The 13,703-nt window shown below is 49.3% G+C and carries 14 protein-coding genes and 1 pseudogene; all 15 read right to left on the reverse strand.

Translation table 11 applies throughout. The annotated features are described in order from the left end of the window. Positions 1–23: 23 nt before the first annotated feature. Positions 24–2,117, reverse strand: a complete 2,094-nt coding sequence (locus H8S44_RS09135; RefSeq protein ID WP_186872227.1) for a polyribonucleotide nucleotidyltransferase — start codon at positions 2,115–2,117, stop codon at positions 24–26. Between the two features lie 292 nt (positions 2,118–2,409). Continuing rightward, complete coding sequence (gene rpsO / locus H8S44_RS09140; protein ID WP_178037994.1) at positions 2,410–2,676, reverse strand: 30S ribosomal protein S15; 267 nt, start codon at positions 2,674–2,676, stop codon at positions 2,410–2,412. A 132-nt stretch (positions 2,677–2,808) separates the two neighbouring features. Then, positions 2,809–3,846 (reverse strand): C40 family peptidase, encoded by a 1,038-nt coding sequence (locus tag H8S44_RS09145; RefSeq protein ID WP_186872228.1) that lies wholly within the window; start codon positions 3,844–3,846, stop codon positions 2,809–2,811. A 197-nt stretch (positions 3,847–4,043) separates the two neighbouring features. Next, positions 4,044–4,250, reverse strand: coding sequence for an alpha/beta-type small acid-soluble spore protein (locus H8S44_RS09150; protein WP_178040102.1), 207 nt, complete (start codon positions 4,248–4,250; stop codon positions 4,044–4,046). 159 nt (positions 4,251–4,409) lie between these two features. Further along, the gene (locus H8S44_RS09155) at positions 4,410–4,892 is read right to left on the reverse strand and encodes a GNAT family N-acetyltransferase (protein WP_186872229.1); all 483 of its coding nucleotides are present in this window, start codon (positions 4,890–4,892) and stop codon (positions 4,410–4,412) included. Positions 4,893–4,913: 21 nt separating this feature from the next. After that, on the reverse strand, positions 4,914–5,612 hold the full coding sequence (locus H8S44_RS09160) for a PepSY domain-containing protein (RefSeq protein ID WP_186872230.1): 699 nt from the start codon (positions 5,610–5,612) through the stop codon (positions 4,914–4,916). 70 nt (positions 5,613–5,682) lie between these two features. Next, a complete protein-coding gene (locus tag H8S44_RS09165; RefSeq protein WP_186872231.1) occupies positions 5,683–7,083 on the reverse strand; it encodes a sensor histidine kinase in 1,401 nt (466 codons plus the stop codon). A gap of 3 nt (positions 7,084–7,086) precedes the next feature. Continuing rightward, on the reverse strand, positions 7,087–7,758 hold the full coding sequence (locus H8S44_RS09170) for a response regulator transcription factor (RefSeq protein WP_186872232.1): 672 nt from the start codon (positions 7,756–7,758) through the stop codon (positions 7,087–7,089). Between the two features lies 1 nt (position 7,759). Further along, complete coding sequence (locus tag H8S44_RS09175) at positions 7,760–8,305, reverse strand: histidine phosphatase family protein (RefSeq protein ID WP_186872233.1); 546 nt, start codon at positions 8,303–8,305, stop codon at positions 7,760–7,762. A gap of 28 nt (positions 8,306–8,333) precedes the next feature. Continuing rightward, a complete protein-coding gene (locus tag H8S44_RS09180) occupies positions 8,334–9,137 on the reverse strand; it encodes a carbon-nitrogen hydrolase family protein (protein ID WP_186872234.1) in 804 nt (267 codons plus the stop codon). A gap of 191 nt (positions 9,138–9,328) precedes the next feature. Then, positions 9,329–11,521 (reverse strand): M56 family metallopeptidase, encoded by a 2,193-nt coding sequence (locus H8S44_RS09185; protein WP_186872235.1) that lies wholly within the window; start codon positions 11,519–11,521, stop codon positions 9,329–9,331. Between the two features lie 2 nt (positions 11,522–11,523). After that, positions 11,524–11,892: a BlaI/MecI/CopY family transcriptional regulator gene (locus tag H8S44_RS09190; protein WP_186872236.1), complete on the reverse strand. Its 369-nt coding sequence runs from the start codon at positions 11,890–11,892 to the stop codon at positions 11,524–11,526. A gap of 204 nt (positions 11,893–12,096) precedes the next feature. Continuing rightward, positions 12,097–12,357 (reverse strand): hypothetical protein, encoded by a 261-nt coding sequence (locus tag H8S44_RS09195; RefSeq protein ID WP_186872237.1) that lies wholly within the window; start codon positions 12,355–12,357, stop codon positions 12,097–12,099. A 178-nt stretch (positions 12,358–12,535) separates the two neighbouring features. Beyond that, positions 12,536–12,790, reverse strand: a complete 255-nt coding sequence (locus H8S44_RS09200) for a hypothetical protein (RefSeq protein WP_186872238.1) — start codon at positions 12,788–12,790, stop codon at positions 12,536–12,538. A 610-nt stretch (positions 12,791–13,400) separates the two neighbouring features. Continuing rightward, positions 13,401–13,703, reverse strand: a pseudogene (locus H8S44_RS16235) (IS200/IS605 family accessory protein TnpB-related protein); the annotation flags it as partial.

Genomic DNA, 13,703 nt, shown 5'->3' on the forward strand with positions numbered 1-13,703 from the left:
TCTATTCTTATGTTTCTTATACCTTATGCGTTTTCCGGCAGATCCTTGATGGAGAAACTGAAGCGTCCCATCTTGTCCTTACCCAGGCATACTACCTTCACAATGTCACCCAGTGTCAGAACGTCCTCTACGCGGTTGATGCGCTGCTTTGCGATCTTGGAAATGTGTACCATACCCTCTTTGCCCGGTGCGAACTCCAGGAATGCGCCGAACTCCTTGATGCTGACCACCTTGCCGGTGAGGATCATGCCCTCTTCAAAATCGGTTACGATAGTCTTGATAAGCTCAATGGCCTTGTCCATGGCAGCCTTATCTGTACCGCATACGGATACAGCACCATTGTCATCAATATCGATCTTGACACCGGTCTGCTCAATGATGGCATTGATGGTCTTGCCTCTCTGGCCAACCACATCGCCGATCTTCTGCGGGTCGATCTGGATCTGTACGATCTTCGGTGCATACTCACCAACCTCTTTCCGGGGCTCGCTGATACAGGGCTTCATGCAGTTGTCCATGATATAGAGACGCGCCTCACGGCAACGTGCGATAGCGCCCTCTACGATGGGACGGGTCAGGCCATGGATCTTGATATCCATCTGGATGGCGGTGATACCCTCGGTGGTACCGGTTACCTTGAAGTCCATATCTCCGAAGAAGTCCTCCAGGCCCTGGATATCGGTCAGCAGTACGAAATCGTCGTCGGTCTCGCCTGTTACCAGACCACAGGAGATACCTGCTACCATCTTCTTGATGGGCACACCTGCCGCCATCAGGGACATACAGGATGCACAGGTGGAAGCCATGGAGGTGGAACCGTTGGACTCAAAGGTCTCGGATACGGTACGGATCGCATACGGGAACTCCTCCTCAGAGGGCAGTACCGGCAGCAGCGCACGCTCAGCCAGCGCTCCGTGTCCGATCTCACGACGTCCCGGTCCGCGGCTGGGCTTGGTCTCTCCTACGGAGTAGCTGGGGAAGTTATAGTGATGCATGTAACGCTTGCTGGTCTCATTCTCATCCAGGCCGTCCAGGCGCTGTGCCTCGGACAGCGGAGCCAGGGTACAGATGTTGCAGATCTGAGTCTGCCCTCTGGTAAACATGGCGGAGCCGTGTACACGGGGGATGATATCTACCTCTGCAGACAGCGGACGGATCTGGGTAATCTCACGTCCGTCCGGACGCTTGTGATCCTTCAGGATCATCTTGCGGACAGTCTTTTTCTGGTACTGATATACAGCCTCGCCCAGAACCTCAAGCCACTCTTCCTTCTCTGCAAATGCCTCTTCCAGACGCTCGGTAATCTTGCGGATATTCTCCTCACGCTTCTGCTTCTCGTCTGTGAAAACTGCCTCTTCCATCTCTGCGGGCGGAACGATCTCCTTGATAGCCGCGAACAGCTCTTCCGGTACGGCGCAGCTGGTGTAGCTGTGCTTTTCCTTACCGCACTCTGCCACGATCTGGTCGATGAAAGCGATAACCTGCTGGTTTACCTCATGAGCCTTGTAGATAGCCTCGATCATCTTTGCCTCGGGGATCTCGTTGGCTCCTGCCTCGATCATGATAACCTTTTCTCTGGTGGAAGCTACGGTCAGCTTCAGGTCGGATACCTTCAGCTGTGCCTGACCCGGGTTTACAATGAACTCGCCGTCAATCATGCCGATCTGAGTCATGGCGCAGGGGCCTGCAAAGGGGATATCTGAAATCGCGGTGGCGATAGCAGAACCCAGCATAGCGGTCAGCTCCGGACTGCAGGCGGGATCTACGGAAAGAACCAGGTTGTTCAGGGTTACGTCATTCCGATAGTCCTTCGGGAACAGCGGACGCATGGGACGGTCAATGACACGGGAAGTCAGGATAGCATTTTCGGATGCCTTACCCTCACGCTTGTTGAAACCTCCCGGGATCTTTCCTACGGAATACAGCTTCTCCTCGTACTCTACGCTTAAGGGGAAGAAGTCGATGCCGTCACGGGGCTTGTCAGATGCGGTTGCTGTGGAAAGTACGGTGGTATCACCGTAGTGCATGAAGGCTGCGCCGTTTGCCTGCTTTGCTACTCTGTTCACATCTACAGTCAGAGTACGGCCGGCCAGATCCATAGAAAAACTCTTGTACATAATATTTCTCCTTTTTGGCTGGGTGTAGGAGATTCGTTACTATCCACATCCACTATCTCGAGTACTTCAGCGCGAAACTACGAAGTAATTTCTGTGCATCGCGAATCGGTTACTGTGAACGTAGTGAACTGTAACGGAGAAACCGAAACTACTGATCTCCGTGTGATGGACTCACGCGTACATCAGTGGTCTCGGAACATTTCTCCTACAGGGTCAACGGGTTACGGTGTGTTTTCATAATACACAAAAACCGGGCGAAAGAACCCAAAGATTCCTCCGCCCTTTTGGAAACTTATTTTCTCAGTCCTAATCTCTCAATCAGACTACGATATCTCTCGATATCCATCTTCTTCAGGTATGCAAGCATATTACGTCTCTGTCCAACCATCTTCAGAAGTCCTCTTCTGGAGTGATGATCCTTCGGATTAGCCTGCAGATGAGCGGTCAGCTCCTGGATACGAGCGGTCAGGATAGCTACCTGTACCTCCGGTGAACCTGTGTCACCCTCTTTTAAACCGTACTCTGCGATAATAGCCTGCTTCTTTTCCTTTGCGATCATGATGTTTCCTCCTTGAAATATTTTATACGCTGGGTATCAAGCAATGGTCGGAGTGTCCGATAACCGGATACCAGCAAACTCATACTGTAACAGAATACCATAGCTCCTGTATGGTGTCAAGTACTGATTTCATCAGTCCTTCAGAATCCGCGCTGCGCTCACAGGACTCCGGTAATACATATTTGAAATGGTGATTCCGGTCCGCGGATTGCTGGCGTGAACCACTCTTCCACCGCCGATGTACATGGCCACATGGTTAATGCGCTTTCCGTTGCCATAGAAAATCAGATCGCCCGGCTTCACATCGCCGACACTGATCTTGGTGCCGCAGTTTGCCTGGGCTCTGGAAGAGTGAGGCAGGGAAATGCCGAAGTTCCGATACACAGCCAGCACAAAGCCGGAGCAGTCCGCACCCTTGGTCAGGCTGGTGCCTCCCCATACATAGCGGTTACCCACATAATCCTGGGCGAAATCACAGATAGCGATCCGCACATCGGTAACGCCCTCGCCGTACAGGGCCTCGGAAAGGGTCAGTGCCGTATCCAGCTCGCTGGTCACATCCACATACTCGGCAGCCACATAACCATCTTCACCATCGATATCTACCTTCACCCAGTCTTCCATCTCTTCAATCACCTGAAGTTCCTCACCGCTCGGAACCTTGGTCCAGTAATCCGCATCCGTGCTGGGCTCCATCCGTACATATAAAGAATCTGTATTCACCCGTGCCACAGTCTGTCCCAGCTGGAAAGCCAGATCCACCGCTTCCTGGCCTGTGTACAGATATTCTGTCTTCACATAACCTTCCACTTCACCGGATCGGATATGAGACCATTCCCCTTCGCTTCCCAGGATCTCACAGGCGCCGTTTTTACGAAGCTTTCCTACCAGCTGGCTGCTTCCGTCCGCGCTTGCACGAATATTCAGATTATCCTCCACATTGGCGATGGCGATATTCACATAGCCCTCCAGGGGTGTGCCTGTCCAGACTACCTCGGCCGTGGCCTGGGTCAGTTCCTCGGTGTCCGCTGCCTGACTGAAATTCGATGCCACACCTGTATTCAGGCTGTCTCCCAGTCCGGAAGCCTGCGCATCCATTCCGTTCATACCCACGGAAGCCAGGAAAATCGCTCCCAGAACCAGTCCCGCCGTTCTATATCTTCTATACATAAAAACCTCCAAAGTCATTTATTACAATTATGTTAAAAATCTATTACATACTAAATCAATTTACAGTCTTTGTCAAGCAGACTTCTATAGAAATCCCCTTTTTCCTGAAAAGTATCATTTTTTATTTCTCCAACGGAAAAATGCGGCTCCGGAATCCATCCGAAACCGCATTTTTCTGTTGTGCTGTAAGCTCCGGCTTATTTACCTGCCATCTGCTTTTCCTGTTCCTCGATCATCTTCTTTACCATATAGCCGCCTACAGAACCGTTCTGCTTGGAAGTCAGGTTGCCGTTGTAGCCGTCGGTCAGGGGTACGCCCAACTCGCTGGCTACCTCATACTTGAACTTGTCCAGAGCGCCCTTTGCTTCCGGTACTGCCGCGGTATTTGAAGATTTGTTTGCCATAAGAAACTCCTCCTTACTGCAGACGGGAATCATTTTACAAATTCCGTTTGTCTGCGGTTCGTGATTGGTTGTTACAGGAGTTATTATGTGGAATAATCCGGCGTTTACACTGGGAGTTCTTTGCTTCTCTGATAAAATTTGCCTGTTTTATTGCAGCTTTCAAAAGGTCAGCCGCATCTGGTTCCAGACCACATTGCCGTGTACAGATTCGGAAACGCCTTCATTTACAAAACCGAATTTAGCGTAATAGGGAATCAGACGATCCTTACAGGTCAGTACCAGACCCTTGCGGCCCTGGGCTTTCGCGTCCGCGATGGCGCGTTTGATGATCTCGCCCGCATACCCCTTCTTCCGGTAAGCCGGAATGGTATTGACGCCGAAAATCATCTGCCAGGCGCCATTTTCATTATGAAGTTCTGCCTTCTCATACATTTCATCGGTCAGATCCGCCTCATCCGTTACGAAGCCGTCCACAAAGGCAATGAGTTTGTCACCGTCAAACATGAGCCAGAAATGGGCTGCGTAATATTCCAGCCGTTTTGCAAATTCCTCCTTTGTAGCTGCTTCCGCAGGCGGAAAGCATTCAGCCTCCACCCGGGAAATGGCATCTAAATCCTCCTGTGTCGCGTTTCTTATCAGCATGCTTCTTCCTCTTTTTTCTCATTAGTCGTCATCCCAGTCGTCAGCGTCATCATCCCAGTCATCGTCATCATCCCAGTCATCAGCGTCATCATCCCAGTCATCGTCATGGTCGTCGCATTTCTCATCTTCCTGTTCCACATCCGATTTCAGGAGCGCACCATCTGCCGCCTGAATGGCGTATTCATATTCCAGATTGTTCTTAATAAATTCTATTTCATAAACCAGAATTCCGTCTTCTTCATCCAGTTTTGCTTTAGTAAAGGTTACCTGGGATACGGCTGCATGATTCAAAGCAATTTCTTTTGCTTTCTCCACGCCGATATCGCCGGCTGGTTTCGTCTCTGCCGTCTGCGTAATCATTTTGGTTTCCGGCTGCTTCCGGTCGTCCTTCAGTTCCAGTTCCTTTTTTACCACCGCTCCGTCCGAGGCCTTAATCCAGTACTCGTATTCGGTTCCGTTTCCAAAAAAATCAACTTCGTATACATATTGTCCCCGCTCATAATCAAATTCTACCTGCATATTCTGAGCGTCTGTCAAAAGGATTCCCGCATCTGCACATGCGAATTTTTTCGCGTTTTCCTCTCCAATTCCGGAACTCTGTGCTAAAACGCCTGACGCATATACGGTACTGATTCCTCCCACAGATAAAACTGCGGCGGTACAACCTGCTGCCAGTATCATTTTTTTCGGGTTATCCAGGAAATGTCTCATTTTTTTCATATACGTTCTCTCCTTTTCTCTTTCTGATAACTGAATCTTATCAGAGAAACATTAGAGAAACATTAGAGGATTAAAATGTGACACAAAAAATACTTCCTTTTCCCGGCTCGCTCTGGAGCGTAATGTCCCCTCCGTGATACCGCGCAATTTCCCGGGCCATGGAGAGTCCCAGTCCCATGCCGTCACCGGTTCTGGAAGCGTCCGACTGATAAAAGCGCCGGAAGATTTTCTCCTGCTCCTCCTTTCGGACGCCAATGCCGTTGTCCTCCACCGAAATCATAATTTTTCCCTCTTTTTTCTGGAGAGTCACTTGAATCCATCCGTTTTCCCACCCATAACGGTAAGCATTTCCGATTAAATTCGAAAGCATTCTGGACAATAACAGGGCATTCCCGCAAAGAAAAATATCTTTCTCTATCTGGCTGCTCAGCAGGATTTCCTTTTCCCGGATCAGAGCCATATCTTCGCAGACTCCAGTTGCCAGTTCACTGAGATTCAGACTTTCTTTTCTGTATTTTTCCGATCCGTTTTCCATGCGAGCAAAGTCCAGCATCTGCCGGATGAGCTTCGACATCTTCCGGCCCTGTCTCTGAATCACCTGCAGATCCCGGCGATATCCCTCCGGCGTCTCTTCCTGCTTTTCCAGTGAAAGCTCACATTGGGATAAAATCACACTCATGGGAGTCCTGAGCTCATGGGACACATCGGAGGTAAACTGACGCTCTGCATCAAAGCTGTTCTCCAGCTTTTCAAACATGGCGTTAAAGCTGTCCGCCAGCCGGTGCAGCTCATCGGTTCCCGGTCCCAGTTCAATACGTCGGGTCAAATCCCCGCTTTTCTCTATCTGAAGGGCCGTATCGGAAATCTGTTGGATGGGCCGCAGCATCCGTCCGGCGATCAGATATCCGCCTACCGAAGCTGCCAGCACCAGAAGGGGCAGAAAAACCAAGGACAGACGCATCACTGCCGACATCTGCACATCTCCCTGTTTTCCTGATACCACGCCCCTCAGCCACAGACCCTCCACGCCCTCGGCCTCCAGTCGCCGGTCAAACAGATAATAAACCGTTCCCTTTTCCTTCACCGTGCGAATCAGGGAATCCGCAAAGGAAAGTTCCCCCGTTTCTGCCGCAATGGGATTTTCTCCGTAAAGCATGGTTCCATCCGCCTGGTAAAGCGCTGTGTAGACTTCATTTACCGCGTCCAGGAAGTCATCATCCACTTCCAGATACCCGTCTCCGTAGCGGATAAAATGATCCGATTCGTGAAGTAAATCAAATTCCTCTATGTCGCTATAGTATTCGATTTCGTCCACATTATGCTCTACCGTTTCCACGAGACTGTCCCGGATCGTCTTCTGAAGAATCCGGTGATTGGCCGAAAAAATGATAAAAAAGGTAAACAGCACAACCAGCAGCAGCGCCGCCGTAAACCAGATGGTTATTTTCGATCTTATGGATCCTCTCTTCATGAATCACCCCTCTTTCAGCACGTACCCCATGCCCCGCACCGTATGAATCAGTTTCTTTTTCTGTCCGCCGTCGATCTTTTTCCGAAGATAGCTGATATAAACGTCCACCACATTGGTGCCGCCTTCATAATCATAGTTCCAGATATGTTCCTCGATCTTTTCTCTGGAAAGTACGATGTCCTGATTATAAAGCAGGTATTCCAACAGCTGGTATTCTTTTGCGGACAGCGAAATTTCCACGCCGCCCCGTGTCACCCGGCGGCTTGTCGTATCCATCTCCAGATCGGCCAGTGTCAATCTGTGATCAGACTGACCATAGGAACTTCTGGTCATGGCGCGGATCCGGGCAAGCAGTTCCTCAAAGGCAAAGGGCTTCACCAGATAATCATTGGCTCCGCTGTCCAGTCCCTTCACCCGATCGGATATGGAATCTTTCGCTGTCAGAAACAACACCGGCGTTGCCTTTCCCCGGTTTCGGATACTGCGAAGCACCTCGTATCCATCGGCTTTTGGCATCATAATGTCCAGTATCACTGCGTCATATTCCGTATACGCTAATATGTGAATGGCTTCTACTCCGTCGTAACAGGCGTCCACAGTATAACCGCTTTTTGTCAGTTTTTCAACCAGAATCCGGTTCAAATCCCGTTCGTCCTCGGCTACTAAAATCCGCATCTCATTTCTCCTCAAATTCATAGCGTACAATTTCACAGTTTTTCACGCAGAAAGCAGCATATTCCTCGTTACTCATTTCATGAAAATAAGATTCCACCACCCGGGCGATGCCGTTGTGGGCCACCAGAATGTATGTCTTATCCCGCTCTGCTTTCAGTTCGTCCAGCAGATTGTAGATCCGCTGGGCCACTTGAAGCACCGATTCCCCACCCTGGAAGCGGTAAATAAACTGGGCCTTTGCCTTCTGGAACTTTGCCCCGTCCCGGGGTGTGGACTCCCATTTTCCCAGATTCCGCTCAATCAGCCGCGGTTCCTCCCGCATGGGAATCCCGGTCATTTTTGAAATATGCCGGGCCGTATCGGCCGCCCGCATCAGCGGCGAATACAGGATCTCATCCGCATGGATTCCTGCTTCCAGGATCTTCCGTCCGGTCTCCTCCGCCTGCTTATGTCCCCGCTCCGTCAAAGGGCTGTCCGTCAGCCCGCAGATTTTATTTTCTATGTTCCAGATAGTCTGTCCGTGACGGACAAAGTAGAGAGTATGCATGTATGATTCTCCTTTTATACTGTAAAATTTACAGATACCATTCCGGTCTCCGGGTACCCAGATAGGGAACCTTCTCCCGCCATTCCCGCGCTTCGCCAAGATTCAGTTCACAGCGTATCAGCTGCTCCTGATCGTCCGCTTTTACGATGACGTCGCCGCTTGGATGCACCACCAGGGACTCCCCGGCAAAATCCATCCCGCCTTCCCTGCCCACCCGGTTGCACATGGCGATAAATACCTGATTCTGCATGGCCTGGACACGGATTTCCCATTCAAACATGGTGAGAGGCTCGGCTTTTGTATTGGCTGTGGGAATCAGAATTAAATCCGCGCCTTTCAGGACGCAGGTCCGCACGCTTTCCGGCAGATGGCGGTCGTAGCAGATGACGATTCCGATTTTTCCAAAGGGCGTATCAAAGACCTTGAACCCTTCATCCGACGGCGTATAATAATCCTGCTCATAAAACTGCCTGGCCTGGGCGATATGTACCATTTTAGTCCGATCTGCAATTTGACCCTCCGGCGTGATAAAGAGGGAGGTATCGTAGCGCTTGCCCTTCTGTTCCAGATAGACATTGGGGGAAAGATAAAGCTTATGCTCCGCAGCCTTTTCTTGCAATGCCTCCAGTTCCGGCGCACTCTCCTGCATGCACCACTGATCCGCGTTTCGCTTTTCGTATTGTGGAAAAAATGGTGAGAGCTGAATCTCCGGGAAAAACAGCAAATCGCTGTCTGCCGCTTCATCACAAAAATTCAGGGATTTTTGCAGGTTTTCTTCTATGGAATCTGTCATGCGCATCTGCGCCATAGCAAGCTTACAGGTATGCTGCATCGGAAATGCCTCCGCTTCGAATGGTTTGTTTTTTATTATAACCCGGCGGTATTGCTTTTTCAACAAACAAGAAACATGCAAAGAAGATTCTACGTTGCGGTGTGATAATTTTTAATGTAATAGAGATTCTGTTGAAATTTTTCATCACATTAAAAATCAGGAAGACAGTCCCTGCCTTCCTGATCTATAGACTAATTATTGCTTTTTGCGGGTTCGATGTTCGTAATCCCATCCATTGGATCATTATTTTCGATGGTTGTGCGTTCTAAAGTCATGCTATTATTTACCGTATCGCCATTCGGAAAATAGATCGTCGAGTCCACCAGCTCCGCGCCTTTTCCATCCATGCGGACCTTCAGCCACACTTCACGCAGAACGGACTCCTGTAAGTTTGCACCGTCCTTTGCAAAATGCCCCAAAAGCTGCATCCGCACAAAGAGCGAATCGCCCAGAACGCTGACGTCTTGATACTGTATGGATGTAACCTCTGCGTCCGCATAATCGGTGTATTGGAAGCCATCCAGGTTGATCAGCTGTGTTTGATTCACGCTGTCTGTGTATCCAAATATAGCTCCAGCATCCACCAGCACCTGATTCCAGCCCCGGCTGTTGGCTACGGAAATGGCGTCCAGATCCATCTGGGTATAGACGGGTTCGATGGAGCTTAAGTAATCCGGTTCGACAGCTGCCAGCAGATCTCCTGTCTCTTCATTTACCCCCAGCAAGGTCATATCCAGTGCCGTCCGGGTCTCGTTCTGAAATTCCAGATCCGTCTGGTAGATGCCGTAGGGAATGTTTTCCCCGTCCGGACTGTTAAAATATTTCTGATAATATACGGTATCATTCAACACCACAAAAGTGGGCGCATCGGTCAGATAAGCCTCCGTTGTCTCCCCGGTTTTCCGATTGTAGGAGTAAAAGCTGCCGTAGAAATATCCGGCACTGCCCTCGTAGTGACCAGCCGCTGTGAGAACCACATTTTCATCCACATACAGGCTGGTAATGGGATTCTGATTGCCCGGGTAAAGAAGCGCCGTATCGCCGGAAGCGGTATTGTATTCCCAGACACTGTGATCGCCCGGATCGTAGTAAAGACTGCTGCCGTCCGCGGTGCTGCCCAGAAGTTCTCCCTCCGAAACCATTTCCATATTTGCGTCGGTAAAGGACTGCCGCCAGATGCGGGAGACGCTATCAGTCTCGTCCCAGGAATCGTAATACAGATATTCACCGTCGGAATAGAGCTTTGTCCGATCCATGGTATAGAGCTCGCCATCTACCGCGATGAGTTCGCTGCCATTACCGAAAATTGTATGATCTGCTGTCGTTTCGGAACCTGTTTCCGCAGAGGTTCCAGGTTCCGTATCGGATTCTGTCGTCGGCGCCATCGGTCGCAAAAACAGACCGACGGTTGCCGCCACCAGAATGATAACTCCGATCAGAGTGATTCCAACGGTCTTTTTCCGATAATGCAGCACATTTTGAATCCGGCTTTTCAGGGAAGGTGCCCCGAAGGTCAGGGAGCTGGCCGCATATCCATTCTGCTTCGCCGCGTACTTCAACAGGCTGGCGGCGTAATCCTTCCGCATATCCCGGGCACTGTTCTGGAGCACAGCCTCGTCGCAGGATATCTCCATATCCCGGCAGAAAAGCGCATAGGCCAGCCAGACGCAGGGATTGAACCAGTGAAGCGTCCGAATCAGCAAAAACAGAAGCTTCCAGAGCGGATCCAGGCGCTTTCTGTGGTAGTCTTCATGGGCCAGAATGTAACGTTTTTCTGTCGCGTCCAGTTCCGCCGGGAGACAGATAACCGGTCTTAAGACGCCCCATACGAAGGGTGCCGGGAGTTTTTCATATTCCCGGATCCGCTGTTCTGAATCACTTCTGGCACAAAGGTTTTTGCTTAAAAATGCCTTTAATTTTATAGTAGAAACAGCCTGCTGGATCAATAAAACCACGATTCCCGCCAGCCACAGCATGCGGAACATCAGACTCCAATTCCAGGTGCTCTTGCTTTGACCGGAAATCCCTGTCTCGGTGCCTGTCAGATTGCTTTGTTGCATTTCCTGAAGTCCTTCCGGAAACTGTGCTTTCCTTCCGGATTCCTGATCTGTGCCGGACAGCTGATGGATCGTGCCGGACAGTTCATAGCTTCGGTTCTCCAGATTCTGAGCGGTGGTTTCCACACTGGATGGAATCAGGCTGAACGGACTTTGCAGCACCGTCGGCACACAGAAATTTAAGGCCACCAGCAGCCAGAGCCCGTAGATCAGTTTTCTGGAACAATGCAACACCTTCAGCATCAGAAACCGCAGAATGAGCACCAGCAGAAACGTATAGCTGCCAATCAGGCTCAGATGTAAAACTACGCCAAATACCTTTTCCATCCTCAATCCTCCCCGTACTCTTCAATCAGTTCTGCCAATTCGTCAATTTCTTTCCTGCTCAGCTTTTTCCGCTTCAAAAAGGCCGCCACAAAATTCGGCAGGGACCCTTCATAATTTTCCTCCAGATACCGCTCACCCTTCTGTCTGGCGTATTCCTCCTGGCTCATCCGGGATGTGACCACCGACTGCTCATTCTGGAAAATGCCATTTTCACAGATCTTCCGAAGCACCGTATAGGTGGTCGACTTCTTCCAGTTCAGATGCTCCGCTGCCAGCCGCACCAGCTCCCCGCTCCGCAGCGGCTCATGTTCCCAGATAAGCTGTGCCAGCTCCTGCTCGGCTTCGGTCATGATATAGATCAGGTTTTCCATGGGACGCCTCCTTTCCATAAATGAGAAATGGTTTAAAAAGTATAAACCTTTGATTTTAGTCTATACTTTTTAAACCATTTTGTCAACTGAAATCTGATATGTATTTTAATTTCCAAAACCATTCAGCAACATTCTTTATTTTTTCCATATCCTTCGGATATGCACGTTCCGCTTTGAATGCTATTCGGCAGGGTATCCTATCTGTCATACTTTATCTCCCGGCTTCGGATGATCCGGATTGTACAGATGGGAATAGGTGTTAAACCGGACGAACAGGTAGATGCAGCTAAGCGCAATCAGAACGCACACCATCAGTTCGCCCAGAAAATCTTCCATCAGCATGGTTTTCAGAGCGAAGGTGCTGATCGCGGCTTTAACAAGGTACAAAATGATGCAGGCTGCGATGGCCAGAAGCAGGTAGGTTTTCTTATTCGTTACAATAATCCAACTTTCTTTTTTCTTCATAAATATCCCCTCCATCCATAAAACATTTTGAAGCTTAAAAATCCGTTATTTAAAGAACAAAATATTTCACAATAAGAGCGACAATTCCAAGTACCACAACTGTATCCACCAGCCAATTCCGCTTATCTTTACAAAATAGGATCCCTGCAAGGCCGAAAGCCGTCATGCAGATACTTAATTACAACGAAACCAGTCGCTTCGCCCTCTCATACTCATTTTTCTGTACATAAATTTTATATTCGTAAGTACAGCTCTGGTCGATGCCAAACCCTCCGGTTTTCCGGGCTTCTCCGCCTAAAGGGCCTGAACCCTGGAGATTTCTTGTGTGGATACGATAATCAATTCCATGGAGGGAAAGCGTCTCCCGAACCTCTGCCTGACGGTCCATGTCAAGAGTGAGCAGCAGCTCTTTTTGAGTCAGTATATTCCACATAGGCTCTTTCCTCCAATCAAATTTGACTTTTCCTTAGATAACTGTTACCTTTTACATATAATTTTCCAAAATAAGCCGAACTGCATTCAACACAACGTAGACTCCAAAACAGCTCAGGCTCTTTTTATAGCTTTTCATCTTTCTTCCTTTGAAATAAAACACAACGCCTAACACAAAAAATACGCACACGGCAACGACCAAGATTCTGTTAATAAAAACGGTAATCTCCATCTCATTTTCCTCCTGATAGTCAGACAACCTGCGGTCGTCCCTATCTCATTTTAATCCACTACATTTGTAATTTTATGATACGTTACCTATCTCAAGTTGTCAATTATGTTTTGATTTTTCTGATTGTTTTCTGTATATTTCACTATGTTGATTCCTGCTTCATTGAACGATTTTAATAAAGCAAAGCTGATTTTCTGTTCTTATCCTTGCTTGTGAACCTCACATGACTAAAGTCACGTGCTTCTCAGCCGCCTTAAGCGGCAAGACTTCATATCGGCGGATACGCCTGCGACTTAGAATCGGCGCGGTTACGCACTTTTTCCGGCCGGATACGGTCAGTTTCCACATCTCAGGTAGTCCACTGTATATCTGCCTGTATCTATGCTGCCTTCTGGCTCGCCAGTTCTGCACTGAGCAGCCGCAAGTCTGCATAGACACATGAGGTTCTACGCTTTACCGAAGGAACTTTTGCCTCCAGCAAAGACCTTTCCGTTTCCGAAAAGGGTTTGAGTAATTCCCGTATAAAATATCTTGCACCGATATTATAAGCTGCAGACAGATCGCAGTTATACTGTTTTCCTGTCGGGAAGGTACAAAGGCTGTGATTCTCCGGATTTCGAACTACCGGACCGCTTCCATCATATGCCAGCCTGCTGGTGTTTCGGGCGCTGATCCTGGATAC

This window comes from Anaerosacchariphilus hominis, from assembly GCF_014290175.1.
Classification (GTDB): domain Bacteria; phylum Bacillota; class Clostridia; order Lachnospirales; family Lachnospiraceae; genus Laedolimicola; species Laedolimicola hominis.

Bases quoted from the DNA above. Each gene is read 5' to 3' on its own strand.
- H8S44_RS09175 (WP_186872233.1), bottom strand. From the start codon at position 8,305: ATGCATACTCTCTACTTTGTCCGTCACGGACAGACTATCTGGAACATA.
- H8S44_RS09170 (WP_186872232.1), bottom strand. From the start codon at position 7,758: ATGCGGATTTTAGTAGCCGAGGACGAACGGGATTTGAACCGGATTCTG.
- H8S44_RS09200 (WP_186872238.1), bottom strand. From the start codon at position 12,790: ATGTGGAATATACTGACTCAAAAAGAGCTGCTGCTCACTCTTGACATG.
- H8S44_RS09145 (WP_186872228.1), bottom strand. From the start codon at position 3,846: ATGTATAGAAGATATAGAACGGCGGGACTGGTTCTGGGAGCGATTTTC.
- H8S44_RS09155 (WP_186872229.1), bottom strand. From the start codon at position 4,892: ATGCTGATAAGAAACGCGACACAGGAGGATTTAGATGCCATTTCCCGG.
- H8S44_RS09180 (WP_186872234.1), bottom strand. From the start codon at position 9,137: ATGCAGCATACCTGTAAGCTTGCTATGGCGCAGATGCGCATGACAGAT.
- H8S44_RS09185 (WP_186872235.1), bottom strand. From the start codon at position 11,521: ATGGAAAAGGTATTTGGCGTAGTTTTACATCTGAGCCTGATTGGCAGC.
- H8S44_RS09150 (WP_178040102.1), bottom strand. From the start codon at position 4,250: ATGGCAAACAAATCTTCAAATACCGCGGCAGTACCGGAAGCAAAGGGC.
- H8S44_RS09165 (WP_186872231.1), bottom strand. From the start codon at position 7,083: ATGAAGAGAGGATCCATAAGATCGAAAATAACCATCTGGTTTACGGCG.
- rpsO (WP_178037994.1), bottom strand. From the start codon at position 2,676: ATGATCGCAAAGGAAAAGAAGCAGGCTATTATCGCAGAGTACGGTTTA.
- H8S44_RS09195 (WP_186872237.1), bottom strand. From the start codon at position 12,357: ATGAAGAAAAAAGAAAGTTGGATTATTGTAACGAATAAGAAAACCTAC.
- H8S44_RS09190 (WP_186872236.1), bottom strand. From the start codon at position 11,892: ATGGAAAACCTGATCTATATCATGACCGAAGCCGAGCAGGAGCTGGCA.
- H8S44_RS09135 (WP_186872227.1), bottom strand. From the start codon at position 2,117: ATGTACAAGAGTTTTTCTATGGATCTGGCCGGCCGTACTCTGACTGTA.
- H8S44_RS09160 (WP_186872230.1), bottom strand. From the start codon at position 5,612: ATGAAAAAAATGAGACATTTCCTGGATAACCCGAAAAAAATGATACTG.